Source organism: Pantoea sp. SORGH_AS_0659, assembly GCF_031453915.1.
Classification (GTDB): Bacteria; Pseudomonadota; Gammaproteobacteria; order Enterobacterales; family Enterobacteriaceae; genus Pantoea; species Pantoea leporis.
The window spans coordinates 2,361,506-2,385,384 of record NZ_JAVJAK010000001.1; the positions used below are offsets into that span (position 1 = coordinate 2,361,506).

Here is a 23,879-nt window from a genome sequence, read left to right on the forward strand (position 1 = left end):
ACAGCGGTTTACTGCTTCATGCTGCCAACCATCTCCTCCGGACGCACCCACTCATCGAACTGCTCTTCGGTCAGATAGCCCAGCTTCAGCGCCGAGCCTTTCAGCGTCAGCCCCTCTTTATGGGCTTTCTTGGCAATTTCCGCCGCTTTGTCATAACCGATATGGGTATTCAGCGCGGTCACCAGCATCAGCGATTCGTTCAGCAGCTGATCGATGCGCTCGCGCACCGGTTCAATGCCAATCGCGCAGTGGTGATTGAAGCTGTCCATGCCGTCGGCCAGCAGACGCACCGATTGCAGGAAGTTGTGGATCACCATCGGACGGAACACGTTGAGCTCAAAGTTGCCGGACGCGCCGCCAATGTTCACCGCCACGTCGTTGCCCATTACCTGACAACACAGCATGGTTAGCGCTTCGCACTGCGTGGGGTTCACTTTGCCTGGCATGATCGAGCTGCCTGGCTCATTTTCCGGGATCGCCAGTTCGCCAATGCCGCAACGCGGGCCAGAGGCCAGCCAGCGCACGTCGTTGGCAATTTTCATTAGCGAAGCTGCCAGGCCTTTCAGCGCACCGTGCGCGTGCACCAGCGCATCGCAGGTCGCCAGCGCCTCGAACTTGTTCGGCGCGGTGACAAACGGCTGTTTGGTCAAATCGGCCAGCGCTTTAGCCACGCGAACCGCGTATTCCGGATGGGTATTCAGGCCGGTCCCGACCGCGGTGCCGCCCAGCGCCAGCTCCGCTACGTGCGGAATACTGTTCTCGATGTGTTTAAGATTGTGCTCAAGCATCGCCACCCAGCCGGAGATCTCCTGACCGAGCGTTAGCGGTGTCGCATCCTGCAAGTGGGTACGACCAATCTTGACGATATCTTTGAAGGCGTCGGATTTTTCACTCAGCGTCTTTTTCAACACGTGAATCTGCGGAATCAGCTGCTCCCGCACGGCGATGACCGCGGCCACGTGCATGGCGGTGGGGAACACATCGTTGGAGCTTTGGCTTTTATTTACGTCGTCATTTGGGTGCACCAGACGCGACATGCCACGCTCGCCGCCAAGAATTTCACTGGCGCGGTTGGCCAGCACTTCATTCATGTTCATGTTGGTTTGCGTGCCGGAACCGGTTTGCCAGATCGCCAGCGGAAACTCCTCGCTGTGCTTATCGGCCAGCACTTCATCCGCGGCTTTGAGGATCGCTTGTGCGCGGTCGGCGGGCAGCAAACCGAGATCCTGATTGACCTGCGCCGCCGCGCGCTTGGTCAGCGCCAGCGCATGCACCAATGCCACGGGCATTTTCTCGGTTGAGATTTTGAAATGTTCCAGCGAACGCTGGGTTTGTGCGCCCCACAACTTATCTGCCGGTACTTCGATCGGTCCCATTGAGTCTTTTTCAATGCGATTGGCTGCCATGACTACGTCTCCTTAGCTCAGATTTTGAGGTTTCCGCTCTAAACGCCTTCCCGCGACGCCGTTGAGCGAGCAAGATTGTCACATACAAGAATTTAACATTATGCGAGCCTATCGCCTTTATTGCACTTGTTCGTGTATTTTCTATGGCACTTTCTGCTTTAATAAGCCTATTTACTTACGGTTATTAAGGGTAAACGATGCAAAAATTGAACAATTCGCTGCAAAATTACGCCTGGGGCAGCAAAACTGCGCTGACCGAACTCTATGGCATCGAAAATCCACAAGGTTTGCCGATGGCGGAACTGTGGATGGGCGCGCACCCGAAAAGCCCGTCTACCGTTGAGGTCAATGGCGAAGTGCGTTCGCTGCGTGAGGTAATTGATGCCGACAAAGTCGCCATGCTCGGCAAAGCGGTGGCTGAACGTTTCGGCGAGCTGCCGTTCCTGTTTAAAGTGCTGTGCGCCGATCAGCCGCTGTCGATTCAGGTACATCCCAGCAAAGCTGCTGCCGAACAGGGTTTTGCGCGTGAAAATGCCGCGGGCATTCCGCTGAGCGCTGCCGAACGTAACTATAAAGACGCTAATCACAAGCCCGAGCTGGTATATGCGCTGACACCCTTCCAGGCGATGAACGGTTTCCGTGAGCTGCATGAGATTGTCTCGCTGCTGGAGCCGGTGGCCGGTGCGCATCCGCAGATCGCTCACTTCCTCGAAAACGCTGACGAAGCCAATCTGGCCAAACTGTTCGCTACGCTGCTGTCGCTGCAAGACGAGGCCAAATCGCGCGCCATCGGCGTACTGAAATCGGCGCTCAACGCGCGTGAAGGCGAACCGTGGCAGACCATCAAATCTATCGCCATCGATTATCCGGATGACAGCGGTCTGTTTTCGCCGCTGCTGCTCAATGTTATTACCCTGCAGCCCGGCGAAGCGATGTTCCTGTTTGCAGAAACGCCGCACGCCTATCTGAAAGGCGTGGCGCTGGAAGTGATGGCGAACTCCGATAACGTGCTGCGCGCCGGTCTGACGCCGAAGTTCATCGATATCCCGGAATTGCTGGCTAATCTGAAGTTTCAGGCAAAACCGGCCGCGACGCTGCTAACGCAGCCGCAGCGCGACGGCGAAACCCTGAACTTCCCGATTCCGGTAGAGGACTTTGCCTTTGCCATTCATGGGCTTTCCGCTGCGCCGCAAACGTTGGCACAAAACAGCGCGGCCCTGCTGTTCTGCATTGAAGGTCAGGCGATAATTGAGAAGTCCGGGCAACAGCTGGTGCTGAAGCCGGGTGAATCCTGCTTTGTCGCTGCCAATGAGTCGCCGGTCAACGCGGCAGGCACCGGACGGCTGGCGCGCGTGTTTAATACGCTCAACTGAGTTCCGGCTGACGCTGACAGCATTAACTGCTATTCTTTTAAACTATTAATTTAAAACGCCTGCGGGCGTTTTTCTTCACCCGTCGCGCACCGATCAGCGGCGTGCGGACGCAAGGATAAGGACGACACAGCGATGAAAAAGACCCAGGTTGCCGTAGGTGTGATTGTGGCGCTCGGCGTGATTTGGACTGGTGCTGCATGGTTTACCGGTAAACAACTGGAAAGCCATATGGATGAGATGTTGCAGAACGCCAACGCGCAGCTGAATGCTTACGCGCCGAACAGCCGTTTGACGCTGAGCTATCAGGATTATCAGCGTGGCGTGTTTAGCAGCAAAACCAAATTGGTGGTGCAGGCCAGCTCACAAACCAATGACAATCCACTGTTGAAGCCTGGTCAAAGCATCGTGCTGAACGAGACGATCGATCACGGTCCTTTCCCGTTCGCCCAGTTGAAGCGCGGCAGCCTGATCCCAAGTATGGCGTCTGTGCATACCGAACTGGAAAACACCGATGCGGTGAAGAAACTGTTTGAACTGACCAACGGCAAATCGCTGGTCAACGCCGATACCCGCGTCGGCTACAGCGGTGCGACCAATACCGATCTCAACCTGCTGGCGGTGGATTATAACAATCCGCAGACCGGCGATCGTCTGGCCACCAATGGCGGCACGCTGAACATCAGCGCCGACAGCAAAGGTGACAAAGTCAGCCTCGACGGCGACTTCTCCAGCATCGCGGTCACCAGCAAAAATCAGGTTGAACTGCCGGTGCTGTTTACGCTGAATGGCCTGAAGCTGAGCGGCGATACCCATCTCAGCCCGGAAGGCGTGCGCGTCGGCGATCAGTCGATCTCTCTGGATAAACTGGATGCCAGCATCAACGGCCAGGAAGGTTTGTCGCTGGAGAAGCTGAAAACCACCTCGTCCTTTGACAATAAAGAAGGCAAGATTGGTGGGCAGTTGGATGTCGATGTTGACAAGATTACCCTGCAGAAGCAGCCGTTTGGTGAAGCTAAGCTGGCGATGAAGTTTGCGCAGTTTGATGCGCAGGCGGTGAAAGCCTTCTCCGATACTTACAACGCCCAGATGCAGGATCTGCTGAACCAGCCGGGCGTGGCGGAAGATCCGATTCGCTATCAGGCCAGCGTGCAAACCATTCTGCGTAATAACCTGCCAACGCTGTTGAAAGGCTCGCCAACGCTGAGCATCGTGCCGCTGAGCTGGAAAAATGATAAAGGTGAAAGCACCTTTAACCTGAACGTGGGGCTTTAACGATCCGGCCACCGTGAGCGGCGAGGCGCAGAGTTTGGGTGCCGCAGTGGATCGCGTGCTGAAAACCCTCGACGGCAAGCTGGCGATCAATATGCCAATGGCAACCGAAACCATGCGTCATGTCGGTTTGGCGGAAGGTTATCAGGGTGACGATGCGCAGAAACTGGCGGATCAGCAGGTTAAGGGTTTAGCAGCGATGGGCCAGATGTTCCGCCTGACGCAGCAGCAGGATGATAACATCGTCACCAGCCTGCAGTACGGCAACGGCCAGGTCACCATGAATGGCGACAAGATGACGCTGGAGCAGTTCCTGTCACGCTATATGCTGGGCGCACCAACCAGCGAAGGTATGCCAGAGTAATTCATGGGGCGGCCAATTGGCCGCCCTTACACTTCGCCGCGCATTAGCTGCGGCGGCACAATCAAACTCTGAATCTCCGCTTCCGGCTGCGCCAGCCGCTGCAACATCCGCTCCGCCGCCCTTCTCCCCACATCACGCGCTTCACTACTGACAAAGGTCATGGTGGGATCGTGCAACTCCCGCTGCGGATCGTCATTAAAGCCCACCAGCGCCAGCTGCTGCGTATAGTAGCTATCCACCGCGCCTTCACCAAAGGTTCGCCCACAGCGTAACGCGCCAAAATAGCAGCCGAGCGCGGTGCTGCCGTTATGCGCCAGAATCGCGGTGATGCCGGGATGTTGACGCAACAACTGCAGCGTTAACGCGGACACGCTTTGCTGGCGATCGTCGCACTCGATAATCCAGTCGGACCGGAACGATAGGCCATATTGCAGCAAGGTGGCGCAATAGCCGCCAATCCGTTCGGCGCGCGTCAGTGACGATCCCAAACCGCCCATCCAGGCGATGCGCTGATGTCCCTGCCGAATCAGATACTCCGTTGCCATGCGCGCCGCCTGGCTGTTATCGGGCCGCAGTGAGTCGACATTGTCGAGGCTGCTGGCGCGCGAAGCGCAAACCAACGCGATGTTTTGCTCCTGCGCCTGCGGCACCAGCGTTTCTGCTTGCGCCGCCGCGCCGCCAAGCACAATGCCTTCTGCGCCCTGCGCCACCAGCGTGTCAAAACAGCGTTTAAGGTGTTGTCCGTGTTGACCGCTTTGTGTCAGCACCAGCACTTTGCCCTGCTGCTCCAGCACTTCACTGAGTCCGGCCGTCATCGCGGCATAAAAGGGCTGGCTGAGATCGCGCACGATCAGGCCGATCACGCCGCTTTCGCCGCCGCGCAAAATCGAGGCTGAGCGATTACGCACGTAGCCAAGCTGCTCAATCGCCTGATTAACGCGTGTGGCCGTAGCGGGCGAGATGCGCCCTTTGCCGGAGAGCACCAACGACACGGTAGAGACCGACACCCCGGCGACCAACGCCACATCATGAATAGTGGTTTTCTGCTGGGACATAGTGTTCCGTTACCGACGTCCAAATTCAAAGAGATAAAACGTTACACTGATTGCACCAAAAATAAAGCCTGCAATTAGTCACTCTTTGTGATTATAGCCACAAAAATAAGTGGTAAAACGTTTTATCATCCTTGACCACATTGAAGCCTTTCACTTTTTATTGCCAGGAGAATCTATGTCCGCCAGCCGCCCCAAAATGTCACTTTGGGAGTTTTTCCAAAGTCTGGGTAAAACCTTTATGTTGCCCGTCGCCCTGCTCTCGTTCTGCGGCATTCTGTTAGGAATTGGCAGTTCCCTCAGCAGTCATGACGTCCTGACGCTAATTCCTCTTCTCGATCAGCCTTTCCTGCAATACCTGTTTATCTGGCTGGCGAAGATCGGCTCTTTTGCCTTTAGCTATCTGCCGGTGATGTTTGCCATTGCCATTCCGCTCGGTATGGCGCGCGAGAATAAAGGCGTCGCCGCCTTTGCCGGTTTTGTTGGCTACGCGGTGCTGAACCTGAGTATCAACTTCTGGCTCAACATCAACGGCATTCTGCCAACCACCGATGCGGCGGTGCTGAAAGCCAATAACGTACAAAACATCCTCGGCATTCAGTCCATCGACACCGGTATTCTCGGCGCGGTGATCGTCGGTATCGTGGTGTTCTGGTTACATGAGCGCTTCCACAACATTCGCCTGCCAGATGCGCTGGCGTTTTTCGGTGGTACGCGTTTTGTGCCGATCGTTACGGCGATGGCGATGGGCGTGCTGGGCCTGGTGGTTCCGCTGATTTGGCCATTCTTTGCACGCGCGATTACCGGCCTCGGCTGGGTGATTAACAGCGCCGGTGAATTTGGTCCGATGATCTTCGGTACTGGCGAACGTCTGCTTTTACCTTTTGGCTTGCAGCACATTCTGGTGGCAATCATCCGCTTTACCGATGCGGGCGGCACCATGGATGTGTGCGGTAAAAGTGTTAGCGGTGCGTTAACTATCTTCCAGGCGCAATTGGCCTGTGCGGATACCCACGGCTTCGCCGAGAGCGCCACGCGCTTCCTGTCGCAGGGTAAAATGCCAGCCTTCCTCGGGGGGTTGCCGGGTGCGGCATTGGCGATGTATCACTGCGCCCGTCCGGAAAACCGTCATAAAATTAAAGGTCTGCTGATTTCCGGCGTGGTGGCTTGCGTGGTGGGCGGTACCACTGAACCGCTGGAGTTCCTGTTCCTGTTCGTCGCGCCGGTGCTGTATTTGATCCACGCGCTGTTGACCGGCTTGGGCTTCACCGTAATGGCGATGCTGGGCGTGACTATCGGTAATACCGACGGCAACGTGATCGACTTCTTCGTCTTCGGCGTGCTGCACGGCCTCTCCACCAAATGGTATTGGGTGCCGGTGATTGCTGCGGTGTGGTTCGTGGGTTATTACGCTATCTTCCGCTTTGCTATCAGTCACTTCAACATCAAAACGCCAGGCCGCGAAGTGGAAACCAACAGCGTAGCGCAGCAGGTTAATCGCGCGGCTGTGGGTAAATCCGGCTTTAATACGCCAGCGATTCTGTCGGCGCTGGGCGGCGTGGAAAACATCGCCTCACTGGATAACTGCCTGACGCGTCTGCGCATTACCGTGGTCGATATGAGCAAGGTGGATGATGCAACACTGAAAGCCAACGGTGCGATTGGCGTGGTGCATGTTAATGCGACCAATCTGCAAGTGGTGATGGGCCCGCAGGTGCAGTCGGTCAAAGATGAGATGGCACACTTGATGAGCGCGACGGTGTAATGATGCAGGATTTCACTTTCAATCAAGTGGTGGATCGCCGCGGTAGCTGGTGTACGCAGTGGGATTTCGTGGCCGATCGTTTCGGCGTGGCGGACTTGCTGCCCTTCACTATCTCCGATATGGATTTCGCCACCGCGCCATGCATCCTCGAGGCGCTGCAACAGCGCCTCGCACACGGTGTGTTTGGCTACAGCCGCTGGCAGCATGATGATTTTCTTTCTGCCATTCAACATTGGATGCGCAGCCGTTTCGCTACCGAAGTGGCGGCAGAATCGCTGGTTTATGGCCCGTCGGTGATTTACATGGTGGCGCAGCTGTTGCGCCACTGGACGCAGCCGGATGATGAAGTGCTGATTCACACCCCCGCTTACGATGCGTTTTATAACACCATCAATGGCAATCAGCGTCGCGTGCTAGAGCTGCCGCTGCAGCGCCACGCTAACGAATGGCTGTGTGACATGACGCAGCTGGAAAGTTTGCTGGCGCGTCCGCGCTGTAAAGTGATGCTGCTGTGCAGTCCGCACAATCCTGGCGGCAAAGTGTGGCGCGAAGATGAGCTGCGCCAGATGGCGGCGCTGTGCGAAAAGCATGGCGTGAAGGTGATCAGCGATGAAATTCATATGGACATGGTGCTGAGTGATGCGCAGCATACGCCCTGGAGCCAGGTTGCGCAGTCCGCCTGGGCGCTGTTCACCTCGGCCTCCAAGAGCTTCAACATTCCGGCGCTGACCGGCGCGTGGGGCATCATTCCTGATGAGCGCGATCGTCAGGCGTGGTTCCATGCGCTGAAGCAGCAGGATGGCTTATCCTCGCCAGCGGTAATGGCGCTTGCCGCTACCATCGCCGCTTATCGCGCGGGCGCGCCGTGGCTGGATGCGCTGCGCGACCATCTACGTAGCAACATGCAGCATATCGCGCAGCGCCTGAACACGGCGTTTCCACAGCTTAACTGGCAACCGCCCGCCGCGACTTACCTGGCGTGGATCGATCTCAATCCGCTTGGCATTGATGAACAGGCGCTGCAACAGCGTCTGATTCATCAACACAAAGTGGCGATCATGCCGGGTTCGACCTACGGCGCGGCGAATCGCGGTTATCTGCGTCTCAACGCCGGTTGCCCGCGCAGCAAACTGGATGATGGACTGGATCGCCTGATTGCCGGGCTAAAATCGTTCTAAAATGCCACGGATGCTGATTAATTCAGCATCCGTTTTGCTGTTTGCGCAAATCGCTGGCGCTGTTGCGCAAGATGTTTTTATAATCCTCTGCACTTTATGAAACTTAAGCGAGTGCGCCATGATTGATCCCAAACTCCCCCCTTACCGACATTCACCGCCACCTTGATGGCAATATCCGCGCACAAACCATTCTCGACTTAGGTCGTCAGCATAATCTTGCGCTGCCCGCTGAAACGCTTGATGCATTGCGTCCGCATGTGCAGGTCACGGCTAATGAACCGGATCTGGTGAGTTTCCTGCAGAAACTCGACTGGGGCGTGAAAGTGCTGGGCGATCTTGATGCCTGTCGTCGTATCGCGCTGGAAAACGTCGAAGATGCGGCGCGCGCTGGCATTCACTATGTGGAACTGCGCTTCTCACCGGGCTACATGGCGATGACGCATCAACTGCCGATTGCCGGCGTGGTTGAAGCGGTGATTGATGGTGTGCGCGCCGGCATTCAGCAATACGGCGTTGATGTACGCCTGACCGGCATTATGAGCCGCACCTTTGGTGAAGAAGCTTGCCTGCGCGAGCTGGAAGCTTTGATGGCACATCGCGAGGGCATCACCGCCGTCGATTTGGCCGGTGACGAGCTAGGCTTCCCAGGCAGTGAATTCCTAAGCCACTTTAATCGTGCGCGTGACGCCGGTTTCCGCATTACCGTTCACGCCGGTGAAGCCGCAGGTCCGGAAAGCATCTGGCAAGCGATTCGCGAGCTGGGCGCGGAGCGTATTGGTCACGGCGTGAAGGCGATTGAAGACCGTGCATTGATGGATTTCCTTGCTGAGCAGCGCATTGGGATTGAGTCATGCCTCACTTCGAATATTCAGACCAGCACCGTTTCGTCGCTGAGCAGCCATCCGCTGAAAACCTTCCTGCAGCACGGCATTCTCGCCACCATTAACACCGACGACCCGGCGGTTCAGGGCGTTGAGCTGGCCCATGAGTATGAAGTGGCGGCACCGCAAGCGGGATTGACGGCAGAAGAGATGCGTCAGGCACAGGATAATGGTGTAACCATCTCGTTCCTGAGTGATGCAGAGAAAGCCGCGCTGCGCGCGCGCGTAGCGGGATAAAATATTCCCTCTCCCTTTGGGAGAGGGAATAAAGCGAGTATTGGCGCTCCCATGGGAGAGCGAGTAAAGCGAATTAACGCAACGATAGGGTCTGACGCTTCTCGGCGGACTGCAAGCCCAGCTCGATCAACTCCATCACCTGAATCGCCTCTTCTGCCTGCACCGGATTCGCACCTGTGCCCGCAATCGCATCACGGATACCTGCGTAGTACGCCGGATAATTACCTGGCAAGGTCAGCAGCTCTTTCTCCACCATCACATCGCCTTCCGCCAGCGTCAGCGTGCCGTTGCGCATGTCGTAGCCCCAATCTTCCTGCGGCGGACGTTCACCCGCTTTCAGACGATCTTCCTGCGGATCCAGCCCGTATTTTACGTAGCTGCCGCGCGTGCCGTGCACCACAAAGCGCGCGGATTCCGCCGCCACCAGCATGCTGGCATGCAGCACCACGCGACGCGTAGGATAGGTCAACACCGCATGGAAGTAATCGGTGGTTTGCGCGCCCGGACGCAGCTCTGCCATATCGACATTGATCGCGACCGGCGTGCCAAACAGCTGCAAAGCCTGATCCAGCACGTGCGGTCCGAGATCGAACCAAATGCCGCTGCCCGCGCCTTTCATTTCACGCCAGCGCTGACGCACTTCCGGACGGAAACGGTCAAAGTGGGATTCGAAGTAACGCACTTCGCCCAGCGTACCGTCGTTCAGCAGGGATTTCAGCGTCAGGAAATCGCTGTCCCAGCGGCGGTTGTGGAACACCGACAGCAGCAGACCTTTGGCTTTGGCTAGCGCATCCAGCTCACGTGCTTGTGACAACGTCACGGTAAACGGCTTATCGACCACCACGTGTTTACCGGCGTTGAGTGCCGCTTTGGCTAATGGGAAGTGGGTGTCATTCGGGGTCGGAATAACAATCAGTTGCAGTGTCGGGTCGTCCAGCAGCGCTTGTGGATCGGAAACCACCTGCACTGACGGCCAGTCAGCATGCACTTTGCTGGCATCGCTGCTTGAGATCGCCGCCAGCTCAACATCCGGCGTACCGGCGATCAAGGGTGCATGAAAGGTTTTGCTGGCAAAACCGTAGCCGATTAGGCCGACACGTAATTTATCGCTCATTCTCATTCCTCTTGTTCGTTACCAGAATGATTTAAGACGAATCGATCTATAAGAACAAGGCGGAATCACCTGAAAACTCAGGAAATAGCACTCCGTGCGGATTGCCAGCTCTCGTGCGCCACCAACGCATCCTGCGCATCCTGGCTACGGCGGCGGAAGTCGCTGGGGCTGACGCCAACGCGTTTGCGGAACACGCGTGAGAAGTAAAGTTGGTCATCGTAGCCCACTTCACGCCCGACAGAAGCGATCGGTTCCTGAGTGGTTTGCAGCAGCAGTTTGGCGCGGATCACCCGCTGATCTTCGCGCCAGCGCAGCAGATTAATGCCCATTTGCTCGCGGAACAGATGCGCCAGCCGTGACGGCGACAGGCAAACATGGCGCGCCACTTCTTCAATCTTCACTTCGCCCGCCAGATGATTGGTGACGTACTGGCAAGCTTCAATCACGCGCGGATCGCGGATCTGTTGATGGCTACGCGGATCCTCTTCCACCGCGCGCAGCAGCAAGCGCTCCAGCAGATTCATCGCCAGCTCTTCGGCGAAGCGACGACCGGAGTTGTGGGTTTGCTCGATGCTGGCGAACAGGCGATCAAACTCGGCACGCTGCGCTTCTGACAGATGCAAGCGCCCCACGCCCTGGCTCTCATCCTGCCACTGCAACCAATCGGTCCAGTAAGCGCGCGGGCGGAAATAGACCCAGCGATGGAACCAGCACGGGCTGTCTGGCGCGCGGCCGTAATAGTGCGGGGTTTTCGGTTGAAACAGCAGCAGATCGCCCGGCTCGCAGTCGAAGGCAGATTCGCCATCAAACACGCGCCCCTGACCTTTGATAGTCAGATTAAGGATGTAGCCTTTCATGCCGTGCGGACGATCGATAAAGAAATCGAGTGCGTCATTGGCATTAATCGGCGTTAAGCCTGCCACCAGCCAGGCATTGAACGCATAGCCCGGCAATAAGGGATTCTGCTGCTCACTTGGGGGTTCGCGATGGTACATAATGCCCTCACTTTTCGGTTTCGCGGCGCTGAGCGTGCCCACTTTCCGACACGCTCAGCCTGGGTTATCAGGCGGCTTTACTTTTCTGTTTGTAGCGGTCAAAAATCACCGCCGCTAACAGTATCAAACCGCGCACTACATACTGTGAGAATGGCGAGATATTCAATAAATTCATCGCATTCTCAACCGTGCCCAGAATCAGCACGCCCGCCACTACGTATGAAATTTTGCCAATGCCGCCTTTCAGCGAGACGCCGCCCAGTACACAAGCCGAAATCACAATCAGCTCGTATCCGAGCGAGGTCATGGGCTGGCCGCTGGTCATGCGCGACGCCAGAATGATGCCCGCCGCCGCCGACACTAAACCGGACAGAATGAAGATGATGATACGCGTGCGTACCACCGGCACGCCGGCCAGACGCGCTGCTTCTTCATTGCCGCCAATCGCCAGCGTGTTGCGACCAAAGGTGGTTTTGTTCAGCAGGAAACCGAACAGCACCATGGTAGCGATGGTGAGCCAAATCGGTGCCGGCACGCCGAGCCAGTTGGCGTAGCCGAGGGTAAAGAAGCGCTCGTCTTCAATCCCCACCGCTTTGCCGTCGGAGAAGATGTAAGCCAGGCCGCGCACAATCTGCATGGTGGCCAGCGTGGTGATTAGGGCGTTGATTTTCAGCCGCGCAATGACGAAGCCGTTGATAAAACCGGTGGCCATGCCGAGCAGCAAACCCGCTGCCACGCCAATCCACAGGCTTTCGGTCATGTTGATCACCACCGCGGTGACCACACCGGCGCAGGCAATCACCGACGCCACGGACAGGTCAAAGTCGCCGGAAGCCAGGCAGAACAGCATCCCGCACGCCACCATGCCGGACATCGACATCGCCAGCCCGAGCCCTTTCATGTTGATGATAGAACCAAAGTTCGGCACGAAAATGGCACAAACGATAAACAGCAGTGCGAACACCACCAGCATGCCGAAGTTGTCCCAAATCCGCCCCAGTTGCAGCCCGTTGCGCTGCACCGGTGGCGTGTTGGAAGTGGTAGATGAAGCCATTATTGCTCTCCTTTACATCAGGCCACGGCGGCCGCTTGAGTGGTTTTCGGCATCGCCAGGCTCAGCGTCAGCTGCTCTGTGGCCGTGTCATGGGACAGTTCACCGGCAATGGAACCTTCACGCATCACCAGAATGCGGTCGGCTAATCCCATCACTTCCGGCAGATCGCTGGAGGCAAACAGCACCGCAATCCCCTTTTTCGCCAGTTGATAAATCAGGTTGTAGATTTCGTGTTTAGCACCGACGTCAATGCCGCGCGTCGGCTCATCGAGCAGGATTACGTTCATCTCTTCCGACAGCCAGCGGCCCAGAATCGCCTTCTGCTGGTTGCCTCCGGAAAGATTCATGATCAGCTGCTGCGGGCCTGGCGTTTTAATGTTGAGTGAACGAATGTGGATATCGGCGTTTTTCGCTTCCCAGCTCGGTTTGATCAGGCAACCAGCGGTGAGATTGTGGCGACGCGCGCTGATGTTGATGTTATCGCGCACCGAATGCACCGGAATGATGCCTTCAGATTTGCGATCTTCCGGGCACAGCATGATGCCGGCGCGGATGGCGTCGATCGGCTGGCGAATGTTGAGCTTTTTGCCATCCAGCGTCACGCTGCCGCCGCGCAGTTTGGTGGCACCGAACAGCCCTTTCATCAGTTCACTGCGTCCCGCGCCCACTAAACCAAACAGGCCAACGATTTCACCGGCACGCACCGTCAACGAAATCGGCGTGCGCACGCCCTTCGCCTCCACCGCGTCCAGCTGCAGGCGCACCGGGCCCAGTTCACGCGGCGCGTAACCATAAATATCCCCCAGATTGCGCCCCACCATCGCCTGTACCAAATCATCGTGATGGGTGTTTTTCATGTCGGTGAAGGTGCGCACGTAGCGGCCATCTTTAAACACGGTGATGGCATCGCTCAGGGCAAAAATCTCCTCCATGCGATGCGACACGTACAACACGGTGCGGCCCTGCTCGCGTAGCTGACGGATGACGCGGAACAAGTGATCAATTTCGCGCGCCGACAGCGAGCTGGTCGGTTCGTCAAAAGCGATGATGCGTGCGTTACGCGCCAGCGCTTTGGCGATCTCCACCATCTGCCATTGGCCGAGCGACAGATATTTCAGCGGCATGTCCGGATCGATATCCATGCCAAGATTTTGCAGCTGCAAACCGGCTTCATAGCGCAGCAGTTTGCGATTCACCAGACCGCGCTTGTGCGGCAGCTGGCCGAGATAGATATTTTCCGCCACGCTCATTTCCGGCACCAGATGCAGTTCCTGGTAAATGATCGCCACGCCGGCATCCAGCGCATCCACGGTGGTGTTGAAACTCTTCGGCTGGCCTTTAATGCGGATCTCGCCGCCGCTGGGCTGGTAGCTACCGCTGAGGATCTTCAACAGCGTTGATTTACCGGCACCGTTCTCCCCCATCAGCGCGTGCACTTCGCCGGCACGGCAGCTGAATGAGATGTCCTGCAGCGCTTTCACGCCGGGAAAGGTTTTGCTGATGCCATGAAACGACAGAAAGGCTTGATCTATGTTCATGGTGACTCCTCTAAGCCTTCATGCTTCGCACTGTAACTGCGTTGGTTGCGTGAACTTACCCCGGTCACTTACAAAAGTAAGCTCCCGGGGATAAGTGCACTTGCCGTCTTGTTACAGCACGAATCATTTTGGCTAAACATTTAGATGGTGCTGCTCAAACAACGAACAACGTGATTACTTCAGCCCTTTCTTATCCAGCTCGGCTTTGAAGTTATCGCGGGTAATCAGCACCACATCGGTGACCTCGGTGAACTTCGGCGGCTCCTGATCTTTGGTCACCCAGTTGTAGAGCATCTCGCTGCTCTTATAACCGTGTACATCCGGGCTTGGCAGCAGCGAACCGTAGAAGCCGGTGGCGGAACCTTTCGACAGCTCACTCACCGCATCAACACCGTTAATGCCGATACCGATCACATCGGGCGCTTTAAAGCCCTGACCTTCGGTGGCGCGAACGCCACCCAGCACGGTGTTATCGTTCATGCCGAGAATCAGCCAGTGTTTCACTTCCGGATGCTGCACCAGCAGCGAGTTACCGGCGTCAAAGGCGCCTGGGATATCATTGGATTTGGTCGGCACCTGATAGATCTGCTTCTCCGGGAAACCGGCGGCTTTCAGCGCGTCCATCGAACCGCTGGTGCGACGGCGTGCGGTGTCGAGTTCGTTGGCGGTGATGGCCATCACGCCGGTCTCTTTCACATCCCAGCCGCGTTTCTGCATCTCTTTATACAGTTCCTGCCCCTGACGCTCGCCGATCTTGGTTGCCGCCATCATCACCAATGGCACGGTATCCATCGGCTTGCCTTTGGCGGTCACGAACTGATCATCGACGGCAATCACTTTCAGACCGTAACCGCGCGCTTTGGCGACAATCGCGGAGCCGAGTTTCGGATCTGGCGTACAGATGACGAAGCCTTTCGCGCCGCTGGCGGCCAGGCTGTCGATGGCGTTAAGGGTTTTCTCACCGTCGGGCACGGCAATTTTGATCACTTCAAAGCCGAGATCCTTGCCGGCTTTATCCGCGAATTTCCATTCAGTCTGGAACCAGGGTTCCTCCGGTTGTTTAACGAGGAAACCGAGTTTCATGGTCTCGGCGATAGCGGATTGTGACATAACCGCAGCGAGACCTAGCGCCGCCAGCGTTTTAGTGAATTTATGCATGATGCTCTCCGGCATAATGTTGTTTTAGGCTGTTATTAACCAATCGGTGTAAACGCTACCAATCAAATCATTCTGTGGGGTACAGCTAAAAATCAGCGCGTTAGCGCAAAGGTTGTACAAAGGCTGCGCAAACGCTGGGCTAGTTGTAGCGGGAATGGACGGGAAAAATGTAGAGCGGTATCACATCCCAAAACGATGACAAAATCCTCCATATATTCAGCAAATTTAACCGGTCGTTAACTTTTGCAGTGGATCACACATCCTCGCCGATGGCAGAAAAGTGCATATTCTCAGCGACTGATGACTAACCGCTTCTGCCGCCCCATTCCAGGATAGAGCCAGATAACTCACACAGGAGAATCCCAATGGGTGCTGGCGCCATAACAATTGGGCTGGATTTTGGCAGTGACTCGGTGCGTGCGCTGGCCGTGGACTGTCACAGTGGTAAAGAGCTGGAAAAAGCGGTGGTCAACTATGCACGCTGGGCCAACGGCGAATTTTGCGATGCGCACGCCAACCGCTTTCGTCACCATCCGCAGGACTATATCGATGCGTTAGAACAGGCGATTGTCACCGTGGTTAACGCCTTAACGCCTGAACAGCGCGCCGCCGTAGTGGGGATTGGCGTGGATTCCACCGGCTCGACGCCTGCGCCCATCGATCGTGATGGCAACGTGCTGGCGCTGCGCCCGGAATTCGCCACCAACCCCAATGCGATGTTCGTGCTGTGGAAAGATCACACCGCGATTGAAGAAGCCGAAGAGATCAATCAGCTGTGTCGTAGCGGTCGTTTCAACGATTACACCCGCTATATTGGCGGCGTCTATTCGTCGGAGTGGTTCTGGGCCAAGATACTGCACGTGTCACGCGCCGATGCTGCGGTACGTGACGCGGCAGTGTCTTGGGTGGAACTGTGCGATTGGGTGCCCGCGCTCCTCAGCGGCACCACCGCACCCGCGCAGCTGCGTCGTGGACGCTGTGCCGCCGGGCACAAATCACTGTGGCATCCGGAGTGGCATGGCTTGCCGCCGGCTGACTTCTTCCGCGCGCTCGATCCTCTGCTGGTCGAGCAGCTTGATTCCCCCTTGTTCGCAGACACCTGGACCGCCGATGTGCCGGTGGGCACGCTCAGCAGCGAATGGGCGCAGCGCCTCGGCTTATCGCAACAGGTGATTCTTTCGGGCGGCGCGTTTGACTGCCACATGGGCGCGGTTGGTGCCGGTGCGCAGCCTTATACGCTGGTGAAAGTGATTGGCACCTCAACCTGCGACATTCTGATTGCCGACAGCGACACCGTTGGCGACCGCGCCATCAAAGGCATCTGCGGTCAGGTGGATGGCAGCGTGGTGCCGGGCGCGATAGGCTGCGAAGCCGGCCAGTCGGCGTTTGGCGATATTTATGCCTGGTTCAGCCGCCTGCTCGGCTGGCCACTGCAGCAGGCGGCGCAGCACCATCCGGAGCTGCAACCACAGTTAGCCGCGCTGCAAAAAGATCTGATCCGCAACCTCACCGAAGCCTGGGCGGCCAATCCGCAACTCGATCATCTGCCGGTGGTGCTCGACTGGTTCAACGGCCGCCGCACGCCAGACGCCAATCAGCGCTTAAAAGGTGTGATCACCGATCTCAATCTCGGCACCGATGCGCCCGCGCTGTTTGGTGGCCTGATCGCCGCCACCGCGTTTGGCGCACGCGCCATTATGGAGTGTTTCGAACAGCAGCAGATTCCGGTGCAGAGCATCCTGACGCTCGGCGGCATCGCCCGCAAATCCCCCGCCATCATGCAGGCGTGCTGCGACGTCATGAACCGTCCGCTGGATATTGTCGCCTCTGACGAATGCTGTGCGCTCGGCGCGGCCATTTTTGCCGCCGTGGCCGCGGGCGTGTATGCCAATGTGCCTGCCGCCCAGCAGGTAATGGCCAGTCCGATTGATGTGACTCTGCAACCCAACGCCGCGCGCGTGGTGGTTTATCAGCAACTTTATCAACGTTATCAAAACTGGTGCCAGGCTGCTGAACCGCAGTACGCCGCGCGCACCGCATCCGCTCAGTAAAGGAGAGATTTAATGGAACAGCACAACGCACAACAGGTGTGGTTTGTTATTGGTACGCAGCACCTTTACGGCGCGGAAACCTTGCGTCAGGTGGAACAGCACGCCCGCCAGGTGATGGACGGATTGAATCAGGCCGGCACCTTGCCGGTGTCGCTGGTACTGAAGCCGCTGGTTAAATCACCAGACGAAGCGCTGGCATTGTGCCGCGACGCTAACCACGATAATCAGTGTGTCGGCATCATTACCTGGCTGCACACCTTCTCGCCGGCCAAGATGTGGATTGGTGGCCTGAGCATTCTGAATAAGCCGCTGCTGCAATTCCATACCCAGTTCAACGCGGAGATTCCGTGGGACAGCATGGATATGGACTTTATGAACCTTAACCAAACCGCGCACGGCGGCCGCGAGTTCGGCTTTATCGGCGCGCGCATGGGTTTGCAACACAGCGTGGTTACCGGTCACTGGCAGGATAAAGCCAGCCAGCAGCGCATCGGACGCTGGATCAATGCCGCGCTGGCAAAACAGGCCAGCCAGCAGCTGAAAGTGGCGCGCTTCGGCGACAACATGCGCGAAGTGGCGGTGACCGAAGGCGATAAAGTCGCGGCGCAGATTCAGTTTGGTTACTCCGTGAATGGCTGGGGCGTGGGCGATTTGGTCGAGGTGGTGAATAGCGTCAGCGATGGCGACGTCAACGCGCTGATCGATGAATACGAAAGCCAATATCGCTTCACCGATGCCGCCGCCGTCAATGGCGACAAACGTCAAAACGTACTGGATGCGGCACGCATTGAGCTGGGTCTGAAACGTTTCCTCGAAGCCGAGGGCTGCAAAGCCTTTACCACCAACTTCCAGACTTTGCACGGCATGACGCAACTGCCCGGTTTGGCGGTGCAGCGCTTGATGGGCCAGGGCTATGGATTTGCCGGTGAAGGCGACTGGAAAACCGCCGCGCTGCTGCACATTCTCAAGATCCAGGCAGGCACACGCGCGGGCGGTACTTCCTTTATGGAGGATTACACCTATCACTTCTCACCGGGCAATGATTTGGTGCTGGGCTCGCACATGCTGGAAGTGTGCCCGTCCATCGCCAAAGAGGAGAAGCCGCTGATTGATGTGCAGTTCCTCGGCATTGGCGACAAAGCCGATCCGGCGCGCATGATCTTCTCCACGCCGGCCGGACGCGCGGTGAATGCCAGCGTCATCGATCTGGGCGATCGTTTCCGTTTGCTGGTGAATGTGGTGGATGCGATCGAACAGCCCAAACCGCTGCCAAAATTGCCGGTGGCCCGTGCGCTGTGGCGTGCCCAGCCGTCGCTGGCCACCGCATCAGAAGCCTGGATTCTGGCCGGCGGCGCGCACCACACGGTGTTCAGCCAGGCGCTGGATCTGGATGATATGTATCTGTACGGCGAGCTGAATGGCATTGAAGTGCTGGTGATTGATGAGGAGACGCGCTTACCGGCATTTAAAGATGCGCTGCGCTGGAATGAGGCGTATTACCGCCTGGCACGTTGATTTCGTCCTCTGCGATATTCCCCTCATCCTAACCTTCTCCCGCAAGCGGGAGAAGGAACCGTTTTATAAACGCTGTCACTCCGAACTCAACGCCTGCTTTTGCTTTAGGTAAGAGTGCTGCTTATCGCTGCACCGGCGGCTCCCTCTCCCGCAAGCGGGAGAAGGAACCGTTTTATAAACGCTGTCACTCCGAACTCAACGTCTGCTTTTGCTTCAGGGAAGAGTGCTGCTTATCGCTGCACCGGCGGCTCCCTCTCCCGCGCGCGGGAGAGGGTTGGGGTGAGGGAAAGGCGGGTGAAGAAGTTAAGAGGTCAAACGCTTAACAGGTGCGTTCTGCTGGCGATCCCACATCACGGTGAGCAGGCGTTGCAGCGCGATAAACGCAAACAGCAGAATGCCGATGGCGATCTTGGTCCACCATGAACTCAAGGTGCCGTCGAAGTTAATCCAGGTCTGAATCAATCCCTGAATCAACACGCCGAACAGCGTACCCAACACTGTGCCCACGCCGCCAGACAACAAGGTGCCGCCAATCACCACCGAGGCAATCGCGTCCAGTTCCACACCCAATCCCGCCAGCGCATAGCCCGCCGAGGTATAAATGGAGAACACAATGCCCGCCAATGTCGCCAGCGTGGTCGACAACATATAAATCCTGATGGTGGTCGCGCGCGTAGACACGCCCATCAACTGCGCCGAAGTCAGGCTGCCGCCAATCGCATACACCTGATTACCAAAGCGCGTACGGTGCGCCAGAATAATCCCGCCGAGTACCACCACCAGCATAATCAGCGCCAGCAAACTCAGGCGTCCGCCGCCAGGGATCTTCCACGCCAGACTCGACAGCGTGGTATAGAGCGGATGATCGATAGGAATCGAATTCTCTGACACCAGATAGCTGCAGCCGCGCAGGAAAAACATCCCCGCCAGCGTAATGATAAACGCCGGGATTTTCAGCGCATCGATCAGCCAGCCCATCATCGCGCCAAACAGCGCGCCCATCGCCAGCACCAGCGCAAACGCCAGAAGCGGATCGAGATGATAATCACCAATCACCCGTGCCAGGAACACGCCGCTAAAGGCAATCACCGCGCCCACCGACAGATCAATCCCGCCGGACAAAATCACGAACGTCATCCCCACGGCGATAATGCCGAGGAAAGCGTTATCGGTGAGGATATTGCAGATCACGCGCGTTGAAGCGAAGCCGGGAAATTGGCTCAGGCAAAACAGATAACCCGCCACAAACACCAGCAGCGTGATCATCAAGGGCAGATGACGTTTCATCATTTCGGGCGTCTCCGTTTCAACATGGCAATAAAGCGTGGCGACTGCAGCAGCAATACGCACATCACCACCACCGCTTTCACCACCTGATTGAGTTCAGGCTGGAAGCCGGACAGCAAAATACCGGTATTCATCGATTGAATAATCAACGCGCCAATCAGTGACAGCACCAGATTGAAGCGCCCGCCCATCAGCGAGGCTCCGCCAATCACCACCGCCAGAATGGCATCCAGCTCCAGCCACAAACCGGCGTTATTGGCATCGGCACCGCGAATATCCGCAGCGACGATCATACCCGCCACCGCCGCGCACATGCCGCTAATCACGTAGGTCGACATCACCACCAGCCAGCCATTCACACCGGCATTACGCGCCGCGCGCAGGTTGATACCGACCGCTTCGATAAACAGTCCGAGCGCGGTTTTGCGCGTCAGCAGCCACACCACGAGCGCCACCAGCAGCGTAATCCATACCGGCACCGGCAGCAGCCACAGCGAACCGCTACCAAACCACGCCAGGCTATCGCTGTTGAAGGTAACGATTTGGCCCTGTGTAATCAGCTGCGCCACGCCGCGTCCCGCCACCATCAAAATCAAAGTGGCGACAAACGGCTGAATTTTTAGTAGCGCCACCAAAATGCCATTCCATAAACCGCAGGCCAGGCCGGTACCGAGCGTCGCCAGAATGATGAACGGCAAACTGTGCCCCGCCACCGTCAAGGTTGCCGCCGTTGCCCCGGCAATCGCCATTACCGCGCCCACCGACAGATCGATGCCGCCGGTGGCAATCACCAGCGTCATGCCAATCGCCAGCAGCGCCACCGGCGCGGCGCGATTGAGGATATCAATCGGGCTGCCGAACAAACGGCCATCCTGAATGTGAATGGCAAAAAAGTTATTCGCCACCAGGCTATCCACCAGCAGCACCAGAATCAGCGCCACAATCTGCGGCATGCCAGGCGGCAGCTTCGGCTTACGCCGTTCGGGTTTGTCATGTGTCATAGGGGATTCAAGCATGTTGTGCTCCTCCATCGGCGATGGCGTTGACGATCGCGGCCACCGACAGCTGCTCAAGCGGGATTTCGGCCACCTGCTTCAAATCGCGCATGATCAACACGCGATCGGCATAGCCCACCAGTTCTTCGAGTTCAGAGGAGATAACCAGTAGCGCCAATCCGTCGGCGCACAGGGTTTCAATTAAGCGAATAATTTCGGCGTGCGCGCCGACATCGATGCCGCGCGTTGGCTCGTCGAGGATCAGAAATTGCGGTTTGGTCACCAGCCAGCGCGAAAGCAGCACCTTCTGCTGATTGCCGCCGGACAACAGCTCAACCGGCTGATCGGCATGCGGCGTGCGAATGCCGAGGCTCTTGATAAAGCGCTCAGCGATCTCCTGCTGCTCACGACGCTTGATCGGTCGCAGCCAGCCGCGCTGCGCCTGCAGCGCCAGAATGATATTTTCGCGCACCGATGCGCCACCAATGATGCCGTCGGTTTTACGATCTTCCGGACAGAAACCCATACCGAGGCGCGAAGCCTTGGCGGGCGTGCGGATGTTCTGCACTTTGCCCTTGATGGTCGCGGTGCCACGATCCGCCCGGCGAATGCCAAACAGCACTTCGGCGGTTTCGGTACGGCCTGAACCGAGCAGTCCGGCCAGTCCCACCACTTCACCCGGACGCACCTGCAGGTTGAACGGTTCAATGGTGCCCTTCTTGCCGTAATTTTCAAACGACACCACCGGCTGATTGCTGCGCAGCGTGCTGCCCTGACGCTGCAAAGCGGTTTCCAGCAGCTCGCGTCCCAGCATAAGCTTGATCAGTTCAATCTGCGGCAGCGTGGCGGTATCGCGCGTGGCAATAAACTGGCCGTTACGCAGCACGGTGATGCGATCGGTAATGCGGTAAACCTGGTCGAGAAAATGGGTAACAAAAATCAGGCTCATCCCTTTGGCTTTTAGCTGCGCCATCAGGGTAAACAGCATTTCGACTTCATTGGCATCGAGGCTGGCGGTCGGTTCATCAAGGATCAGCACCTGCGCGGAGAGATCGACCGCGCGGCAAATCGCAATGATCTGCTGCATCGCCACCGAGTAATGCCCCAGCGGACGCGTTACGTCGAGTACAAAGCCGTAGTTGCGCATCAGCGCATCGGCGTCGCGCACCATGCGCTTGCGATCAATCATGCCGAAGCGACGCGGCTCGCGGCCAATGTACAAATTATCCGCCACCGACATATTCGGCAGCAGATTCACTTCCTGATAAACCGTGCCAATGCCCATCTCCTGTGCATCAGCGGTGTTATGCGGCGTAATCGCCTTGCCGTTCAGGGTTACCGTGCCGGCATCACGGGTATACACGCCGGTCAGAACTTTAATCAGCGTGGATTTGCCCGCGCCGTTTTCGCCCAGCAACGCCATGATCTCGCCCTTACGGATGCTGAACGAGACATTATCCAGCGCCTTCACGCCGGGAAAGCCTTTGCTGACGCCGCTAATGGTCAGCAGTGCGGTTTCATCGGAGGTGCTCATCAGGTTCTCCCTCGCCTTACGTCATCATAAACCGCCCCGAAGGGCGGTTGCGGGGATCAGTAACCCATGCCTTTTTTGGTATCGAGCTGCGCCTGTGCGGAGTCCGGCAGATACAGTTTCGATTCTGTTTTGATGATTTTCGGCGGCATCGTGCCGTCTTTCTTGAATTTCTCCAGCGCGTCGAATGCCGGACCGGCCATATTAGGGGTCAGCTCCACGTTGGCATTGGCTTCACCGGCCAGCATCGCTTTATAGATATCGGGCACGCCATCAATCGAACCGGTCAGGATATCTTTGCCTGGCTTGAGGCCAGCTTCTTTAATCGCCTGAATGGCACCGATCGCCATATCATCGTTATGCGCGTAAACCATGCAGATGTTCTTGCCGTTGTTTTCCGCCTTGATAAAGCTCTCCATCACCTCTTTACCTTTACTGCGGGTAAAGTCACCGGACTGCGAGCGAATCACTTTGATATTGTCGTGGCCGGCGATGGCTTCGGCGAAGCCTTTCTTACGGTCAATCGCCACGCTGGCGCCGACGGTGCCTTGCAGCTCGACGACGTTACATTTTTTGTCCGCGACCGTTTTCACCAGCCAGTCGCCAATCAACTTGCCTTCCAGCACGTTGTCCGCAGTGACCACCGCCATGTACAGCGATTTGTCTTTCACCACGATGGCGCGATCGAGTAAGAACACCGGGATTTTGGCGTCTTTGGCTTCTTCCAGCACGGGTTCCCATCCCGTTTGCACCACCGGCGCAATGAAGATGGCATCAACGCCCTGCGCAATGAACGAGCGCACCGCTTTAATTTGGTTCTCTTGTTTCTGCTGGCCATCGGCGATTTTCAGCGTGATACCGCGCTTTTGCGCTTCACTTTTTGCCACATTGGTTTCTGCTGAACGCCAGCCAGATTCCGAGCCAACCTGTGAGAAGCCCACCGTCATATCAGCAGCCAACACCGACGTACTCAGTGCCGAGCTCACCATGGCGGTCAAGAGTAAACGTTTCCACATAATTTCATTCCTCTGAAGGGAGTGTGTTGTAGGGGTACAAAACGCGAATTAAGCCTGGCTGAAAAGCGCGTAAACAAGCGCGACATACTTCACAAATCAG

16 protein-coding genes and 2 pseudogenes are annotated in these 23,879 nt (G+C 57.1%); 7 read left to right on the forward strand and 11 right to left on the reverse strand.

Annotated features, from left to right (window positions below):
• Positions 1 to 8: 8 nt before the first annotated feature.
• A complete protein-coding gene (gene fumC, locus Q3H59_RS10980) occupies positions 9 to 1,406 on the reverse strand; it encodes a class II fumarate hydratase (protein WP_101764505.1) in 1,398 nt (465 codons plus the stop codon).
• Between the two features lie 197 nt (positions 1,407 to 1,603).
• Between fumC and manA the strand changes: the two genes are divergently transcribed.
• Positions 1,604 to 2,779, forward strand: a complete 1,176-nt coding sequence (manA, locus tag Q3H59_RS10985; protein WP_309834801.1) for a mannose-6-phosphate isomerase — start codon at positions 1,604 to 1,606, stop codon at positions 2,777 to 2,779.
• 132 nt (positions 2,780 to 2,911) lie between these two features.
• A pseudogene (locus Q3H59_RS10990) lies at positions 2,912 to 4,412 on the forward strand (YdgA family protein).
• 26 nt (positions 4,413 to 4,438) lie between these two features.
• On the opposite strand, the gene malI reads toward Q3H59_RS10990, so the two are convergent.
• Positions 4,439 to 5,467, reverse strand: a complete 1,029-nt coding sequence (malI, locus tag Q3H59_RS10995; RefSeq protein WP_101764508.1) for a Mal regulon transcriptional regulator MalI — start codon at positions 5,465 to 5,467, stop codon at positions 4,439 to 4,441.
• Between the two features lie 175 nt (positions 5,468 to 5,642).
• Here malI and malX point away from each other — a divergent pair, with 175 nt between their 5' ends.
• From malX to add, 3 genes and pseudogenes are all read left to right on the forward strand, one after another.
• Positions 5,643 to 7,229, forward strand: a complete 1,587-nt coding sequence (gene malX / locus Q3H59_RS11000; RefSeq protein ID WP_110866061.1) for a maltose/glucose-specific PTS transporter subunit IIBC — start codon at positions 5,643 to 5,645, stop codon at positions 7,227 to 7,229.
• Positions 7,229 to 8,407, forward strand: coding sequence for a MalY/PatB family protein (locus Q3H59_RS11005; RefSeq protein WP_309834804.1), 1,179 nt, complete (start codon positions 7,229 to 7,231; stop codon positions 8,405 to 8,407). The genes malX and Q3H59_RS11005 overlap by 1 nt, the downstream gene beginning before the upstream one ends.
• Positions 8,408 to 8,525: 118 nt before the next feature.
• Positions 8,526 to 9,525, forward strand: a pseudogene (gene add / locus Q3H59_RS11010) (adenosine deaminase).
• 73 nt (positions 9,526 to 9,598) lie between these two features.
• Here add and Q3H59_RS11015 read toward each other — a convergent pair.
• The 5 genes from Q3H59_RS11015 to Q3H59_RS11035 all read right to left on the reverse strand — a co-directional run bounded on the left by Q3H59_RS11015 (position 9,599) and on the right by Q3H59_RS11035 (position 15,384).
• Positions 9,599 to 10,639 (reverse strand): oxidoreductase, encoded by a 1,041-nt coding sequence (locus Q3H59_RS11015; RefSeq protein ID WP_061720150.1) that lies wholly within the window; start codon positions 10,637 to 10,639, stop codon positions 9,599 to 9,601.
• Positions 10,640 to 10,716: 77 nt separating this feature from the next.
• Entirely contained in the window at positions 10,717 to 11,634 is a 918-nt protein-coding gene (gene araC, locus Q3H59_RS11020; protein WP_101764513.1) for an arabinose operon transcriptional regulator AraC, read from the reverse strand.
• 67 nt (positions 11,635 to 11,701) lie between these two features.
• Positions 11,702 to 12,688, reverse strand: coding sequence for an L-arabinose ABC transporter permease AraH (gene araH / locus Q3H59_RS11025; protein WP_008110235.1), 987 nt, complete (start codon positions 12,686 to 12,688; stop codon positions 11,702 to 11,704).
• 17 nt (positions 12,689 to 12,705) lie between these two features.
• Positions 12,706 to 14,226: an L-arabinose ABC transporter ATP-binding protein AraG gene (gene araG / locus Q3H59_RS11030; RefSeq protein WP_192411919.1), complete on the reverse strand. Its 1,521-nt coding sequence runs from the start codon at positions 14,224 to 14,226 to the stop codon at positions 12,706 to 12,708.
• Positions 14,227 to 14,400: 174 nt separating this feature from the next.
• On the reverse strand, positions 14,401 to 15,384 hold the full coding sequence (locus tag Q3H59_RS11035) for an arabinose ABC transporter substrate-binding protein (protein ID WP_101764515.1): 984 nt from the start codon (positions 15,382 to 15,384) through the stop codon (positions 14,401 to 14,403).
• Positions 15,385 to 15,749: 365 nt separating this feature from the next.
• Between Q3H59_RS11035 and Q3H59_RS11040 the strand changes: the two genes are divergently transcribed.
• Together Q3H59_RS11040 and araA are read left to right on the forward strand one after the other, a co-directional pair.
• Positions 15,750 to 17,435 carry a ribulokinase gene (locus Q3H59_RS11040; RefSeq protein WP_309834811.1) on the forward strand — a complete coding sequence of 562 codons (1,686 nt, stop codon included), beginning with the start codon at positions 15,750 to 15,752 and terminating at the stop codon, positions 17,433 to 17,435.
• Between the two features lie 12 nt (positions 17,436 to 17,447).
• Positions 17,448 to 18,950, forward strand: coding sequence for an L-arabinose isomerase (gene araA / locus Q3H59_RS11045; protein WP_110866056.1), 1,503 nt, complete (start codon positions 17,448 to 17,450; stop codon positions 18,948 to 18,950).
• A gap of 303 nt (positions 18,951 to 19,253) precedes the next feature.
• On the opposite strand, the gene yjfF is transcribed toward araA, so the two are convergent.
• From yjfF to ytfQ, 4 genes are read right to left on the reverse strand one after another with little or no spacing between them, the layout of a single operon-like run.
• Positions 19,254 to 20,240 (reverse strand): galactofuranose ABC transporter, permease protein YjfF, encoded by a 987-nt coding sequence (gene yjfF, locus Q3H59_RS11050; RefSeq protein ID WP_101764518.1) that lies wholly within the window; start codon positions 20,238 to 20,240, stop codon positions 19,254 to 19,256.
• Positions 20,237 to 21,253, reverse strand: a complete 1,017-nt coding sequence (gene ytfT, locus Q3H59_RS11055; protein ID WP_101764519.1) for a galactofuranose ABC transporter, ATP-binding protein YtfT — start codon at positions 21,251 to 21,253, stop codon at positions 20,237 to 20,239. The genes yjfF and ytfT overlap by 4 nt, the downstream gene beginning before the upstream one ends.
• Complete coding sequence (locus Q3H59_RS11060) at positions 21,246 to 22,766, reverse strand: sugar ABC transporter ATP-binding protein (RefSeq protein ID WP_137385698.1); 1,521 nt, start codon at positions 22,764 to 22,766, stop codon at positions 21,246 to 21,248. The genes ytfT and Q3H59_RS11060 overlap by 8 nt, the downstream gene beginning before the upstream one ends.
• Positions 22,767 to 22,822: 56 nt before the next feature.
• Positions 22,823 to 23,779 carry a galactofuranose ABC transporter, galactofuranose-binding protein YtfQ gene (ytfQ, locus tag Q3H59_RS11065; RefSeq protein ID WP_008110249.1) on the reverse strand — a complete coding sequence of 319 codons (957 nt, stop codon included), beginning with the start codon at positions 23,777 to 23,779 and terminating at the stop codon, positions 22,823 to 22,825.
• Positions 23,780 to 23,879: the final 100 nt, after the last annotated feature.